Here is a 14,250-nt window from a genome sequence, read left to right on the forward strand (position 1 = left end):
AGATGATATGTATATTCTCCCATAATGGAACCGCATGACCAACTACAGCCTTCGTGCCCGCATGATGATTCTTATTCTGGCGCCTACCGTCCTGATCGGTTTGCTGCTCAGTATTTTCTTCGTCGCACACCGCTATAACGACCTACAGCGCCAGTTAGAAGATGCCGGGGCCAGTATTATCGAACCGCTGGCGGTCTCCAGTGAATATGGCATGAATTTGCAAAACCGCGAGTCAATCGGGCAGCTTATCAGCGTGCTGCATCGCCGCCACTCCGATATTGTGCGCGCCATTTCCATCTACGACTCGCAAAACAGGCTGTTTGTCACCTCTAACTTTCAGCTCGATCCCGGCGAACTGCAGCTACCAAAAGGGATCCCCTTTCCCCGCCGTTTAAGCGTGTTTCGCCACGGCGATTTGATGATTTTGCGAACCCCTATCGTCTCGGAAAGCTATTCACCAGACGAATCACCGGGAAGCGATGCCAAGATGCCGGGCAATATGCTCGGCTACGTGGCGCTGGAGCTGGATCTCAAATCGGTGCGGCTGCAGCAGTATAAAGAGATCTTTATCTCCAGCGTGATGATGCTGTTCTGTATCGGTATTGCGCTGATCTTCGGCTGGCGACTTATGCGCGACGTGACCGGGCCGATCCGCAATATGGTGAATACCGTTGACCGCATCCGCCGCGGCCAGCTTGATAGCCGCGTTGAAGGTTTTATGCTCGGCGAGCTGGACATGCTCAAAAACGGCATCAACTCCATGGCGATGTCGCTGGCGGCCTACCACGAAGAGATGCAGCATAACGTCGATCAGGCCACTTCCGACCTGCGTGAAACGCTTGAGCAGATGGAAATCCAGAATGTCGAGCTGGACCTGGCGAAAAAACGCGCGCAGGAAGCAGCGCGCATCAAATCCGAATTCCTCGCCAATATGTCCCACGAGCTGCGTACTCCGCTCAACGGCGTCATTGGCTTTACGCGTCTGACGCTGAAAACCGATTTAAATACCACCCAGCGCGATCATCTGACCACCATTGAGCGTTCCGCGAACAATCTGCTGGCCATTATTAACGATGTTCTGGACTTCTCTAAGCTTGAAGCCGGTAAGCTCATTCTGGAGAGCATCCCGTTCCTGTTGCGCACCTCGCTGGACGAGGTGGTCACGCTGCTGGCGCACTCGGCGCACGACAAAGGACTGGAGCTGACGCTGAATATCAAAAATGATGTCCCGGATAACGTCATTGGCGACCCGCTGCGCCTGCAGCAAATTATTACCAACCTGATGGGTAACGCCATCAAGTTCACCGAACACGGCAATATTGACGTGCTGGTGGAACAGCGCGCCATCAGCAATTCGCGAGTCCAAATCGAAGTCCAGATCCACGATACCGGTATCGGCATTCCGGAGCGCGATCAGTCGCGTCTGTTCCAGGCGTTCCGCCAGGCCGACGCCAGCATTTCCCGTCGCCACGGCGGAACCGGCCTCGGGCTGGTCATCACCCAGCGGCTGGTGAAGGAGATGGGCGGCGATATCTCCTTCCACAGCCAGCCTAATCGCGGCTCGACGTTCTGGTTCCATATCAGCCTCGACCTCAACCCCAACGCGGTTCCCGATAGCGTGCCGACCCAGTGCCTGGCGGGTAAAAAACTGGCCTATATCGAAGCCAATGCGGCGGCAGCGCAGAGCACGATGGAGCTACTGGCGACAACGCCGCTGGAGGTGGTCTATAGTCCGACGATGACGGCCCTACCGGATGCCCACTACGATATCCTGCTGGCGGGCATTCCCGTATCAATACGCGACCTGAGCCAGCATCGCGATAAGCTGGCAAGGGCCTGCAAGCTTGCCGATCACCTGGTGCTGGCCCTGCCGTGCCACGCCCAGGTCAGCGCCGAAACGCTGCGCCAGGACGGCATTGCCGCCTGTTTGCTGAAGCCACTGACCTCAACGCGCTTACTGCCGGCGCTGACGGCCTCCTGCCAGGCGCAGCCAACGACTCTACCGCCGCGTGCCGATAGTAAGAAGCTACCGATGACGGTCATGGCCGTTGATGACAATCCGGCAAATCTCAAACTCATCGGCGCGCTGTTGGAGGATTTAGTCCAGCATGTCATCCTCTGCGACAGCGGCCAGCACGCCGTCGAACAGGCCAGAGAAACGCAGCAGGATCTGATTCTGATGGATATTCAAATGCCGGAAATGGACGGTATCCGCGCATGCGAACTGATTCACCAGCTCCCCCACCAGCAGCAAACGCCGGTGATCGCCGTGACGGCCCACGCCCTCGAGGGGCAGCGTGAGAAATTACTCAAAGCGGGAATGAACGACTATCTGGCGAAACCCATTGAGGAAGATAAGCTCCACAGCTTGCTGCTGCGCTATCAGCCGGGAAAGGCGGCGCCGCCGCAGGTCGCCGCGGAGCCTGCAGAGCCGCCCGTCAATCATAATGTCACTCTCGACTGGCAGCTGGCGCTGCGTCAGGCGGCGATGAAACCGGACCTGGCGCGGGAAATGCTGCAGATGCTGCTCGCCTTTATGCCTGAAGTGCGTAACAAGGTGGAAGAACAGCTGGTGGGAGAACAGCCGGAAGGGGTACTGGATTTAGTGCATAAGCTGCACGGCAGCTGTAGCTATAGCGGCGTGCCGCGTCTGAAGAAACTGTGTCACACCATTGAGAGCCAGCTGCGCGCGGGCACCGCCGCCGAGGAGCTGGAACCAGAGTTTCTGGAGCTGCTGGATGAAATGGACAACGTCGCGCGGGAAGCCTGTAAGCTACTGGGAATTTAAAACGCATGCCCCGGTCCGCGCTTCGCGACCGGGGGATAACCTACAATAACCGCCCCATTTTCAGCACGGCGGCAACGTTTCTCGCCGTCATACGCACGTTTTCAGCGGCATTTTCCAGCGCCTCATCCAGCGTACAAATTGAATAAATCACGCTGAATACCGCATCCAGGCCGTGCTGATGCACGATGCCGACGTCAGGCGTCAGGCTCCCGGCAATGCCGATGACCGGCAGATTATAGCGTTTTGCCACCCTCGCCACGCCAACCGGCACCTTGCCGTGCACCGTCTGGCTATCGATACGCCCTTCGCCGGTAATCACCAGGTCCGCATCCGCCACGATATCAGCAAGGTGCAGAGCGTCGGTCACGATCTCAATCCCCGGCCGCAGCTTTGCGCCGCAAAAGGCGTACAGGCCCGCGCCCATGCCTCCCGCCGCGCCGCCGCCTTCAAGATGCAGCACATCCATTTCTAAATCACGATGAATAATCTCGGCAAAATGGGCCAGCGCGCTATCCAGGCAGGAGATCATCTCCGCCGTCGCCCCTTTCTGCGGCCCAAATACCGCCGTCGCGCCCTCGGGCCCCGTCAGCGGATTGGTGACATCGCAAGCGACGTCGATACGACAGCTGGCCAGGCGCTTATCCAGTTCGCTAACGTCGATACGCGCGAGGTTTTCCAGCGCGCGTCCGCCGGCGGCAATCTGCTGGTTATCTTTAGTCAGCAGCTTCGCCCCCAGCGCCTGTACCATTCCGGCACCGCCGTCGTTCGTCGCGCTGCCGCCGATGCCGATAATAATTTGCGACACACCCGCGTCCAGCGCGTGGCGAATCAGCTCGCCGGTCCCCCACGAAGTGGTCAGCAGCGGATTGCGCCGCGCCGGCGGCACGCTCTCCAGACCGCTTGCCGCCGCCATTTCGATAAACGCGCACTGTTTATCGCCCGACAGGCCGTAAAAAGCGTCCACCGGCTCGCCGAGGGGACCGGTGACGGTAACCGCTATCCGGCATCCCTGGGTTGCGGCGACCATAGCTTCGACGGTCCCTTCGCCGCCGTCGGCAACCGGCAGTTTGACATATTCCGCATCGGCGTAAATTTCTCGAAAACCTTGCTCTATCGCGGTAGCAACATCCAGCGCACTCAGGCTCTCCTTGTATGAATCCGGTGCGATCACTATCTTCATAAGCTGTCCTTAAAATGAACGATGACCCGATGCCGTGCGGTCAATCGGCCCCCGAAGGGACCGATATTTCCTTAGCGCACCATGCAGGGACGCTTGTTATCAAACGTCCAGTTCGGGATTAAATACTGCATGCCCATAGCGTCATCGCGCGCGCCCAGGCCGTGTTTCTGGTACAGCTCATGGGCTTTCATCACCTGATCCATATCAAGCTCTACGCCAAGACCCGGTTTCGCCGGTACCTGTACCATCCCGCCTTTAATTTCAAACGGTTCTTTGGTCAGACGCTGGTTGCCTTCCTGCCAGATCCAGTGGGTATCGATGGCGGTAATTTTCCCCGGCGCCGCCGCTGCAACATGGGTGAACATCGCCAGCGAGATATCAAAGTGGTTGTTAGAGTGCGAGCCCCAGGTCAGGCCAAACTCATGGCACATCTGCGCCACGCGGACGGAACCCTGCATGGTCCAGAAGTGCGGATCCGCCAGCGGAATATCCACCGACTGTAGCGACAGCGTATGGCCCATCTGACGCCAGTCGGTTGCGATCATATTGGTCGCCGTCGGCAGACCGGTGGCGCGACGGAACTCCGCCATCACTTCACGACCGGAGAAGCCCTGCTCGGCGCCGCACGGATCTTCCGCGTAGGCCAGCGATCCCTTCAGATATTTGCCGATCTTAATCGCTTCATTCAGCGACCACGCGCCGTTCGGATCCAGAGTTACGCGCGCCTGCGGGAAGCGCTTCGCCAGCGCGACGATAGATTCCGCCTCCTCTTCCCCGGCCAGCACGCCGCCTTTCAGTTTAAAGTCGTTAAAGCCATATTTCTCATACGCCGCTTCCGCCAGGCGCACCACCGCATCCGGGGTCATCGCTTCATCATGACGCAGGCGATACCAGTCGCATTTGTCATCCGGCTGGCTCTGATACGGCAGCGGCGTGGCTTTACGGTTACCGACGAAGAACAGATAGCCGAGCATTTCCACTTCGTTGCGCTGTTGACCATCGCCCAGAAGAGACGCCACGTTCACGCCCAGATGCTGGCCCAGCAGATCCAGCATCGCCGCTTCGATCCCGGTCACTACGTGAATTGTGGTACGCAGATCGAAGGTCTGCAAACCGCGTCCACCGGCGTCGCGGTCGGCGAAAGTATTGCGCACGGCGGTCAGCACGTTTTTATACTCACCCAACGTCTTACCAACCACCAGCGGGATCGCATCTTCGAGAGTCTTGCGGATTTTCTCTCCACCGGGGATTTCGCCGACGCCGGTATGGCCGGAATTATCTTTAATTACCACAATATTACGCGTGAAGAACGGGGCGTGCGCGCCGCTCAGGTTCATCAGCATGCTGTCGTGGCCCGCGACCGGAATGACCTGCATAGAAGAAACAACGGGGGTCGAAAATTGTGCGCTCATAGTTCAATCCTTATTCAAATCAGTGACGACCGAAAACGGGGCGTTTACGGTCAAAAGTCCATCCGGGGATCAGGTACTGCATTGGGCCTGCGTCATTACGCGCGCCGCCGGGCAGCCTTTTATAGGCCTCATGTGCCTTCTGTACCTGCTCCCAGTCCAGCTCAACGCCAAGTCCTGGCGCGTCCGGAACCGCGATTTTTCCGCGCTTAATCTCCAGCGGATTTTTGGTCAGGCGGCAATCTCCCTCCTGCCAAATCCAGTGGGTATCAATGGCCGTGGGGTTACCCGGCGCCGCCGCGCCGACGTGGGTAAACATGGCCAGTGAAATATCAAAGTGGTTATTGGAATGGCAGCCCCAGGTCAGGCCCCAGTCATCGCAAAGCTGCGCCACGCGCACCGCGCCGGACAGGGTCCAGAAGTGCGGATCGGCCAGCGGAATATCCACGGCGTTCAGCATCACCGCATGGCCCATTTCGCGCCAGTTGGTGGCGATCATGTTAGTTGCTACCGGCAGACCGGTAGCGCGGCGGAATTCCGCCATCACTTCGCGGCCGGAAAAGCCCTGCTCGGCGCCGCAGGGGTCTTCGGCGTAGGTCAGCACATCGTTCAGCCCTTTACACAGAGCGATGGCTTCGTCCAGCAGCCAGGCGCCGTTAGGGTCGACCGTAATGCGCGCATCCGGGAAACGCTTCTTCAGCGCGCGGGCGGTTTCGATCTCCTGCTCGCCGGGCAGCACGCCGCCTTTCAGTTTAAAATCTTTAAAGCCGTAGCGATCCTGCGCGGCTTCCGCCAGGCGCACCACCGCCTCGCTGTTCAGCGCTTCCTGATGGCGCAGGCGATACCACGCGTGGCTGCCCGGCGTGCTTTCCAGGTAGGGCAGATCGGTTTTCGTACGATCGCCTACATAGAACAGATAGCCCAGCACGGTCACCGCATCACGCTGCTTGCCCGGCCCGAGCAGTTCGCAAACCGGCACGTTGAGCGCTTTGCCCAGCAGATCCAGCAGCGCTGCTTCCAGCGCCGCCACCGCGTTCACCCGCAGTTCGAACGTCCAGGCGCCTTTACCGAAGGTGTCAAAATCCGCGGCCTGGTTGCCTTTATGCACCTGCTGAACCACTTTATTCAGGCGGGCGACTTCCTGGCCCAACACCTGCGGGATAGCGTCAACCAGCGTCTGATAAATCACCTCGCCGCCTGGCGCTTCGCCGACGCCTGTATTGCCGGCGTTGTCGGTCAGCACCACGATATTGCGGGTGAAATACGCGTTATGGGCGCCGCCGATGTTGAGCAGCATACTGTCCTGCCCGGCCACCGGGATAACCTTCATGTCCGTGATAACGGGACTCGATTGCGTTGTCATGATGATTATCCTGCCACTGGTTTCAGTTCAATACGCTTAATATCACCGACCAGCACCAGATAGCTCAGCACCGCCACCAGCGCATGGACACCCACATAAATCAGCGCGCCGTTAAACGAACCGGTGGTTCCGACGATATAGCCGATGGCAATTGGCGTCACGATGCCGGAGATATTGCCGAACATATTGAACAGACCGCCGCTCAGGCCGCTGATCTCTTTCGGCGCCGTATCCGCCATCACCGCCCAGCCCAGCGCGCCGATGCCTTTACCGAAGAAGGCCAGCGCCATAAAACCGATGATCATCCACTCCACGTTGACGTAGTTACAGAACACCATCACCATCGACAGCAGCATTCCCATCACGATCGGCGTTTTACGCGCGATGTTCAGCGAGCCGGTACGCCGCATCAGCCAGTCGGAAATAATCCCGCCGAGCACGCCGCCCGCGAAGCCGCAAATTGCCGGCACCGACGCGACAAAACCGGCTTTCAGAATGGACATGCCGCGCGCCTGCACCAGATAAACCGGGAACCAGGTGATGAAGAAATAGGTTAAAGCGTTGATGCAGTATTGACCGATATAGACGCCGATCATCATGCGGGAACCCAGCAGCTGCTTGATTTGCCCCCATTTTACGCTAAATGGCACTTTGGCTTTGGCTGCCGCCTGATCCATGTTGATCAGCGCGCCGCCTGCGGCAATGTAATCCAGCTCTTTTTGGTTCACACCCGGATGCTGGTTCGGTTCATGAATCACCTTCAGCCAGACAAAGCTGATGATAATCCCGAGGCCGCCCATAAAGAAGAACACGTGCGACCAGCCCACCTCATGGGTCAGCCAACCCATGATTGGCGCAAAAATAACGGTGGCAAAGTATTGCGCGGAGTTAAAAATAGCCACCGCCGTGCCCCTCTCCTGGGCGGGGAACCAGGCCGCGACGATACGGCTGTTTCCGGGGAAAGATGGCGCTTCGGCCAGGCCGACAAGGAAACGCAGGGTAAACAACGCGACGATAATGCCGAAGCCGCTAAAGATATCGACGAAGCCCTGCAGTAGGGTAAACATGGACCAGATAAAAATGGACCAGAAATAGACGCGTTTTGAACCGAATCGGTCAAGCAGCCAGCCGCCTGGGATCTGACCGATAACGTAGGCCCATGAGAAGGCGGAGAAAACATAACCCATGCCAACGGCGTCAAGACCAATATCTTTGGCCATCTCCGATCCGGCAATGGATAAGGTGGCGCGGTCGCCGTAGTTGAAGGATGTGACGATAAACAGCATCACCACTATCCAGTAGCGAGCATTGGTGCGCTTTTCAGCGCCGCTCGCCGCCTGACTTAATGAACTCATTGTTGCACTCCTGAATCATAGCGTTAGCTACGTTCATTCTGAACAGCACAACCTGTAGGGTACTCAGAATGACGTGTTAGTGTTTTTCATTGTTTTCGTTATATCTGGCACTGCATTGGGAACTGGCAGGGAAAGTATAAAAAGAGGGGCTGCCGGGCTCACCGTGCAAATACACAGCTTTCACCGGCTGAGCAAATCTGATTTATGGCGTATGCCTAACGAGATGGGGGATGGTTCACGGAAATGAAAAACCGCGCCCGTTGAGAGGTGGAGAGGGCGGTACAAAAGACAGGAGTGTGAATCAACTCTCTTGACCCCGTGAAATAGCCCGGTAAAGACCCTGGCATAACACAGGTTTTAAGGCAAATGCCCGAAGCCAGCCGCGCGGAGAATTGGTACGATCTTTTTGACCGTTAATCTGGCACTGGCATTGAACATCAGTAATAAAAGGGGCGCCCTCTATTGTAGGGAGAGGGCGAAACTTTTTAATCAAGCAGCGTCGCCCACTGCGTTACCCATGGGTTAGAGACGCTTTCGGGTTCCGGATCTTCGCTGGCGTCAATCATCAGCATATCGCCCACGCGCGTGCCGCCCTGCTCCTGCAATAACGCATCAAACTTCAAACCGCCGCCGCAGAAGTTGGCGTAGGTGCTATCGCCCAGGGCGATAATGCCATAGCGTAAATGCGGCTGGTACATATCTTTGATGCCTTCGTACAAGGGCACAATGCTGTCCGGTAAATCGCCCTGCCCGGTGGTCGAAGTCACCACTAGCGCATATTTCCCGGTATATGACTCCCAGTCTTTGACTTCAGGATCTTCAAAGACTTTCGCCTGATGACCCAGCCCGCTCAAAATAGCCTGCGCCTCTTCGGCGACCAGGAGCGAATTTCCATACATCGTACCGACAAAAATTCCGACTTCCGCCATGACTAGCTCCCTGAATTGACCTGTATCTCTTCATCCTGACCGCAGTCGTCGGCAAACTCAACCCTTTCATTTAGCGGGAGAAGGCCGCGCCAGCCAAACTGCGACAGCGCGCGCATCCAGACGTCGTCAAGACCGGCGCGAATGACCAGCGGTTCGCCGGTAAAGGGATGCGTTAACGAGAGCTGGCTGGCGTGCAGCATCAGCCGATCGCAGCCAAAATGTTCCGCCGCGCTGCGATTCTGCCGCAAATCGCCGTGTTTGCTATCGCCGATAATCGGATGGCGAAGATGGGCAAGATGGCGACGCAGCTGATGTTTACGTCCGGTTTTCGGTTCCAGTTCCACCAGGCTATAGCGGGTCGTGGGGTAACGTCCGGTCGCCACCGGCATCTCTACCGTCGCCAGGCCGCGATAATGCGTCACCGCCGGTTGCGGGTCTTTATTTTCGCGAGCGAACTTATCGGCGATTTTATCCAGCTCCTCAACCAGCGGATAATCAAGCACCGCTTCGTCGTTGAGCCAGCCGCGGGCGATCGCATGATAGCGTTTCTGCATTTGATGCTGCTCGAACTGCTGCGACAGCAATCTTCCTGCTTCGCTCGATAGCCCCATCAACAACACGCCGGACGTCGGCCTGTCGAGACGATGGGCGGTGAACACGTGCTGGCCTATCTGGTCGCGCACGGTCTGCATTACCACCACTTTTTCATCACGATCCAGCCAGCTACGGTGCACCAGCCAGCCCGAAGGTTTGTTTACCGCGACCAGCCAACGGTCCTGATATAAAATTTCCAGCATCAGGCTTCGCCGCCGGCAAACAGCGCATCCAGCAGGACCAGTTCGGCCAGCAACCGCTCGCGTACGGGGTGAGCGTTATCGAGAGCCATCTCATAATAGGGGGCAACGGCGAAGTTCTGCGGTAGCGGCATTCCGCTTTCCAGCAGCTGGCGCATACGCGGAATCAATACCCACTGCAGCCATTCAATCGGCTCCATGGTGTCGAGGCAAAACGGCTGTTCGCTGGCAAACGCGCGGCTATCGGGGGCACTATCCTGCCAGTGTTCCGTTTCGCGCAGCAGCGCTTCAATGGCGAGCAGGCGCTCGCGCACGCGATGGTCAAGAGTCATGGGAAACCTCGGTGAGTTGAAAACCGGCGCAGAATAGCAAATTCAGACGAGAAATAAAAAAAGGGAGCACTGTATAAAACAGTGCTCCCGGTTCGTTTTGCAGCAATCCAGCTACATTGGTGCTCCCTGCTCGTCCTTGAAAACTTTTCCTGAGGTCTCCTGACCATGTTCATCCATAAACAGTTGCATCCTGCTTTCACACCACCCCGATGCGAAATAACTCATCCTTAAGTCTATCCTGATCTTCCTGATCCACCGAACGTCCCGCTCGGCTCTCGTTCTCCTTCCTGGAGGTGTCCTTTTACGCAATCCTGCGTTATCCTGTGCTTCATCCTGAAGCCTGTCCTTGCAACGCCGTCCTGGCGGGTCCTGCAGAAGCGTCATCATCCTGATGTTCACTTCGTTTATCAACTCCCTGTCGATGTGTATAGAATCCCTGATTCCGCCCTGTCTTACAACCCTTGTTAAGACAATATCTTAAGATTATTCGTCAGTATCCTTAATAAGAAAATCATTAATCACTTGAAAAATCTTAAATTTCTTAAAATATAGTCCTTGAAGGATCGGCTTAAATGATGACGATCTCTTACAGGTCTTGTAAGAGATCTCTCACAAAAATTTGAGTAGTCTGGATTACAGAACAGGCTTAAGGGAATTGAGGAAACTCGCAAGCGAGGGGGAAAGGGTCGCGCGTTTTCGGGTGCCAAGGGTCTCTTTGATCACTTCACCGCTCATATTACAGACCGAAATGACATCCAGTTCGCTGTCGAGGGTGGCGATAAACAGGGTCGGCGACAGCTTCAAACGCTTTTGCACCAGCAGATGACCGATCAGATTTTCCTGCACCCGCTGGAAATCATCCGGGCTCCAGGTTTGCAGCAGCGTCATGGTTTCATCGGCGAAACGCGCCTGCATATCACCGGCAAACTGAGTGGTATAATAAGCATGAAGCGGTTGTTGTACCACAATCTCCAGCGCCCGTTCAACTGCGTGAATGTTTTGTTCTAATGAAAACGGCTGCGGCTGCCAGAAAACACCGTCATCATCCGTGCCGTTGACGCACGGCGACGGAATACCGTAAAGCTCTTCGCTACGCGGCAGGCTGGAGCGCTGCTGCTGCCACGCCTCACAGTAACGTTGGGTAAATGCTTGTAGCGCTTCTGCGGTTTGCTGATCCACCGGTTTCTCTCTTCACGTTAGACAGGATACACTTGGCATATAGTGTAACCGCTTTAACTATGGTGAAACATGTCTTCTTACGATAATCATCAGGCGCTGGCCGGCCTCACGCTCGGAAAATCAACCGATTACCGCGATACCTACGACGCCAGCCTGCTTCAGGGCGTCCCGCGCAGCCTGAACCGCGACCCGCTGGATCTGCACGCCGATAATCTGCCGTTTCACGGCGCCGATATCTGGACGCTGTACGAGCTCTCCTGGCTGAACGCCAAAGGTCTGCCGCAGGTCGCCGTGGGCCACGTTGAGCTCAGCGACACCACCGTAAATCTGGTGGAATCAAAAAGCTTTAAGCTCTATCTCAACAGCTTTAACCAGACGCGTTTTGCCGACTGGCAGGCGGTCGAGGCGACGCTGGCGCGCGATCTCAGCGCCTGCGCCGAAGGGGAAGTGAAGGTGTCGCTGTATCGCCTTGATGAGCTCGAAGGCCAGCCGGTGGCCCATCTGCACGGCACCTGCATCGACGACCAGGATATTGAAATCGATAACTACCAGTTTAGCGCCGATTACCTGCAGGACGCCGCTGCCGGCAAAGTGGTCGAAGAGACCCTGGTCAGCCATCTGCTGAAGTCCAACTGCCTGATTACCCATCAGCCTGACTGGGGCTCGGTGCAGATTCAGTATCGCGGGGCGAAAATCGATCGCGAAAAACTGCTGCGCTATCTGGTGTCATTCCGCCATCACAACGAATTCCACGAGCAGTGCGTAGAGCGCATCTTTAACGATATTCAGCGTTTCTGCCAGCCGGAAGCCCTTTCGGTTTATGCGCGCTACACGCGACGCGGCGGTCTGGACATCAACCCGTGGCGCAGCAATACCGATTTTGTGCCGGCCACCGGTCGCCTCGCCCGTCAATAATCAACATTTTCACAATTTGCGTGCGTTAACCCGCGCGCAAGGTTGTGAAAACGCCATCAGCAGGGCTATTGTAATCACAGGAAGACGATAATCGTCCTGTAAGGAGTTCACTTGATTACACATGTTAGCCCGCTTGGTTCAATGGATATGCTGTCGCAGCTGGAAGTGGATATGCTTAAACGCACCGCCAGCAGTGACCTGTATCAACTCTTTCGCAACTGCTCGCTTGCTGTGCTCAACTCGGGGAGCCTGACCGATAACAGCAAGGAGCTTCTGTCTCGTTTTGAAAACTTCGATATTAACGTGCTGCGTCGCGAACGCGGCGTGAAGCTGGAACTGATCAACCCGCCGGAAGACGCTTTCGTTGACGGGCGTATTATCCGTTCCCTGCAGGCCAACCTGTTTGCCGTACTGCGCGATATCCTGTTCGTCTACGGCCAGATCCACAACACCGTCCGCTTCCCGAACCTCGATCTTGAAAGCTCGGTGCATATCACCAACCTGGTCTTCTCCATTTTGCGTAACGCCCGCGCCCTGCACGTTGGCGAAGCGCCAAATATGATTGTCTGCTGGGGCGGCCACTCGATTAACGAAAATGAGTATCTGTACGCCCGCCGCGTAGGCACCCAGTTGGGTCTGCGCGAACTTAACATCTGCACCGGCTGTGGACCGGGCGCGATGGAAGCGCCAATGAAAGGCGCCGCCGTCGGCCACGCGCAGCAGCGTTACAGAGACAGCCGCTTTATCGGGATGACCGAACCGTCAATTATCGCCGCCGAGCCGCCGAATCCGCTGGTGAACGAACTGATCATCATGCCGGATATCGAAAAACGTCTGGAGGCGTTCGTGCGCATCGCCCACGGCATCATCATCTTCCCGGGCGGCGTGGGCACGGCGGAAGAGCTGCTCTATCTGCTGGGCATTTTGATGCACCCGTCGAACAAGTCGCAGGTTCTGCCGCTGATCCTCACCGGGCCAAAAGAGAGCGCCGATTATTTCCGCGTACTGGATGAGTTTATCGTCCATACGCTGGGCGAATCCGCCCGTCGTCACTATCGCATCATCATCGACGACGCCGCAGAAGTTGCCCGTCAGATGAAAAAAGCGATGCCGATGGTCAAAGAGAACCGCCGCGAAACCGGAGACGCCTACAGCTTCAACTGGTCGATGCGTATTGCGCCGGACCTGCAGATGCCGTTCGACCCCACCCACGACAATATGGCCAACCTTAAACTCTATCCGGACCAGCCGGTGGAAGTGCTGGCAGCGGATCTCCGCCGCGCCTTCTCCGGTATCGTCGCCGGTAACGTTAAAGAGGTGGGTATCCAGGCTATCGAGAAATTCGGCCCGTATAAGATTCACGGCGATCCGGCGATGATGCGCCGCATGGATGACTTGCTGCAGGGCTTTGTGGCGCAGCATCGTATGAAGCTGCCGGGCGGCACCGCCTACATCCCCTGCTACGAAATCTGTTCCTGAGTTCTCTTGTGCTCTTCTCCCGGGCGGCGGCTTACGCCCCCCGGGCATTTCTCCCCGCCCTTGCCGCAATATTTCCCCGCGTCTTCAGTTCTCAATACGCCCGAATGCTTTCCAAATAAATCATTCCTTTTATGAATTTTTAGCGCCATTTCCACAAAAGCCAATCGTTTGCGTTTCCAAAAATGGCAATAAATATCACCAGGAAAGATGACTTTTAACGTAAAAACGTCGAGAACATCGCATTTTTACAGTAAAAACCTCGTTATTACGTCCCGCCACTATTCTCTCATATGCTGAAAATGATAGCCTCCGCGCCACAAATCTCTGGCTGATCACCAGAAACAGGCTGTTGGACTAAAATTGCTTACATTTAAAGTGGATTATTGCATTTGAGATCGCGATCACTGATGCATTCACCATATAAATGTATCTTCCCGCACCAATTGTTACGGAGAAAATGCCTAAAAAACCGTAAACAAACGAATTTCATATTATTTGGTCTTTTTTATTCAATAGATTTTGTTGCT

The 14,250-nt window shown here is 56.2% G+C and carries 11 protein-coding genes; 3 read left to right on the forward strand and 8 right to left on the reverse strand.

From position 1 onward, the window contains the following. The first annotated feature begins 34 nt into the window (after nucleotides 1-34). Nucleotides 35-2,788 carry a two-component sensor histidine kinase BarA gene (gene barA / locus IYV58_RS21980; RefSeq protein WP_004124345.1) on the forward strand — a complete coding sequence of 918 codons (2,754 nt, stop codon included), beginning with the start codon at nucleotides 35-37 and terminating at the stop codon, nucleotides 2,786-2,788. Nucleotides 2,789-2,828: 40 nt separating this feature from the next. On the opposite strand, the gene IYV58_RS21985 is transcribed toward barA, so the two are convergent. The 8 genes from IYV58_RS21985 to syd all read right to left on the reverse strand — a co-directional run bounded on the left by IYV58_RS21985 (nucleotide 2,829) and on the right by syd (nucleotide 11,329). Then, the gene (locus IYV58_RS21985) at nucleotides 2,829-3,968 is read right to left on the reverse strand and encodes a glycerate kinase (RefSeq protein ID WP_049113325.1); all 1,140 of its coding nucleotides are present in this window, start codon (nucleotides 3,966-3,968) and stop codon (nucleotides 2,829-2,831) included. A 71-nt stretch (nucleotides 3,969-4,039) separates the two neighbouring features. Then, the gene (gudD, locus tag IYV58_RS21990) at nucleotides 4,040-5,380 is read right to left on the reverse strand and encodes a glucarate dehydratase (RefSeq protein ID WP_004124355.1); all 1,341 of its coding nucleotides are present in this window, start codon (nucleotides 5,378-5,380) and stop codon (nucleotides 4,040-4,042) included. Between the two features lie 19 nt (nucleotides 5,381-5,399). Beyond that, complete coding sequence (locus tag IYV58_RS21995; RefSeq protein ID WP_004124358.1) at nucleotides 5,400-6,740, reverse strand: enolase C-terminal domain-like protein; 1,341 nt, start codon at nucleotides 6,738-6,740, stop codon at nucleotides 5,400-5,402. A gap of 5 nt (nucleotides 6,741-6,745) precedes the next feature. Further along, nucleotides 6,746-8,095 carry a galactarate/glucarate/glycerate transporter GudP gene (gudP, locus tag IYV58_RS22000; protein WP_142446847.1) on the reverse strand — a complete coding sequence of 450 codons (1,350 nt, stop codon included), beginning with the start codon at nucleotides 8,093-8,095 and terminating at the stop codon, nucleotides 6,746-6,748. Between the two features lie 485 nt (nucleotides 8,096-8,580). After that, on the reverse strand, nucleotides 8,581-9,024 hold the full coding sequence (locus IYV58_RS22005; protein WP_004124364.1) for a flavodoxin: 444 nt from the start codon (nucleotides 9,022-9,024) through the stop codon (nucleotides 8,581-8,583). A gap of 2 nt (nucleotides 9,025-9,026) precedes the next feature. Beyond that, complete coding sequence (gene truC, locus IYV58_RS22010) at nucleotides 9,027-9,821, reverse strand: tRNA pseudouridine(65) synthase TruC (RefSeq protein ID WP_004853649.1); 795 nt, start codon at nucleotides 9,819-9,821, stop codon at nucleotides 9,027-9,029. Further along, the gene (locus IYV58_RS22015; RefSeq protein WP_004124369.1) at nucleotides 9,821-10,150 is read right to left on the reverse strand and encodes a YqcC family protein; all 330 of its coding nucleotides are present in this window, start codon (nucleotides 10,148-10,150) and stop codon (nucleotides 9,821-9,823) included. Before IYV58_RS22015 ends, truC begins: the two co-directional genes overlap by 1 nt. 633 nt (nucleotides 10,151-10,783) lie before the next feature. Then, nucleotides 10,784-11,329 (reverse strand): SecY-interacting protein, encoded by a 546-nt coding sequence (gene syd, locus IYV58_RS22020; RefSeq protein ID WP_004124370.1) that lies wholly within the window; start codon nucleotides 11,327-11,329, stop codon nucleotides 10,784-10,786. Between the two features lie 69 nt (nucleotides 11,330-11,398). On the opposite strand from syd, the gene queF reads away from it, so the two are divergent. Beyond that, nucleotides 11,399-12,244 (forward strand): NADPH-dependent 7-cyano-7-deazaguanine reductase QueF, encoded by an 846-nt coding sequence (gene queF, locus IYV58_RS22025; protein WP_004124372.1) that lies wholly within the window; start codon nucleotides 11,399-11,401, stop codon nucleotides 12,242-12,244. A 111-nt stretch (nucleotides 12,245-12,355) separates the two neighbouring features. Beyond that, nucleotides 12,356-13,723, forward strand: coding sequence for a nucleotide 5'-monophosphate nucleosidase PpnN (gene ppnN, locus IYV58_RS22030; RefSeq protein ID WP_004124374.1), 1,368 nt, complete (start codon nucleotides 12,356-12,358; stop codon nucleotides 13,721-13,723). Nucleotides 13,724-14,250 lie beyond the last annotated feature (527 nt).

The sequence above is a fragment of the Klebsiella sp. BDA134-6 genome, from assembly GCF_015601345.1.
GTDB classification, from domain to species: Bacteria; Pseudomonadota; Gammaproteobacteria; order Enterobacterales; family Enterobacteriaceae; genus Klebsiella; species Klebsiella grimontii.

What these genes read in the sequence shown, in the direction of transcription:
- IYV58_RS22005 (WP_004124364.1), bottom strand. Translation starts at nt 9,024, where the DNA reads ATGGCGGAAGTCGGAATTTTTGTCGGTACGATGTATGGAAATTCGCTC.
- gudD (WP_004124355.1), bottom strand. Translation starts at nt 5,380, where the DNA reads ATGAGCGCACAATTTTCGACCCCCGTTGTTTCTTCTATGCAGGTCATT.
- IYV58_RS22015 (WP_004124369.1), bottom strand. Translation starts at nt 10,150, where the DNA reads ATGACTCTTGACCATCGCGTGCGCGAGCGCCTGCTCGCCATTGAAGCG.
- truC (WP_004853649.1), bottom strand. Translation starts at nt 9,821, where the DNA reads ATGCTGGAAATTTTATATCAGGACCGTTGGCTGGTCGCGGTAAACAAA.
- gudP (WP_142446847.1), bottom strand. Translation starts at nt 8,095, where the DNA reads ATGAGTTCATTAAGTCAGGCGGCGAGCGGCGCTGAAAAGCGCACCAAT.
- queF (WP_004124372.1), top strand. Translation starts at nt 11,399, where the DNA reads ATGTCTTCTTACGATAATCATCAGGCGCTGGCCGGCCTCACGCTCGGA.
- IYV58_RS21995 (WP_004124358.1), bottom strand. Translation starts at nt 6,740, where the DNA reads ATGACAACGCAATCGAGTCCCGTTATCACGGACATGAAGGTTATCCCG.
- IYV58_RS21985 (WP_049113325.1), bottom strand. Translation starts at nt 3,968, where the DNA reads ATGAAGATAGTGATCGCACCGGATTCATACAAGGAGAGCCTGAGTGCG.
- barA (WP_004124345.1), top strand. Translation starts at nt 35, where the DNA reads ATGACCAACTACAGCCTTCGTGCCCGCATGATGATTCTTATTCTGGCG.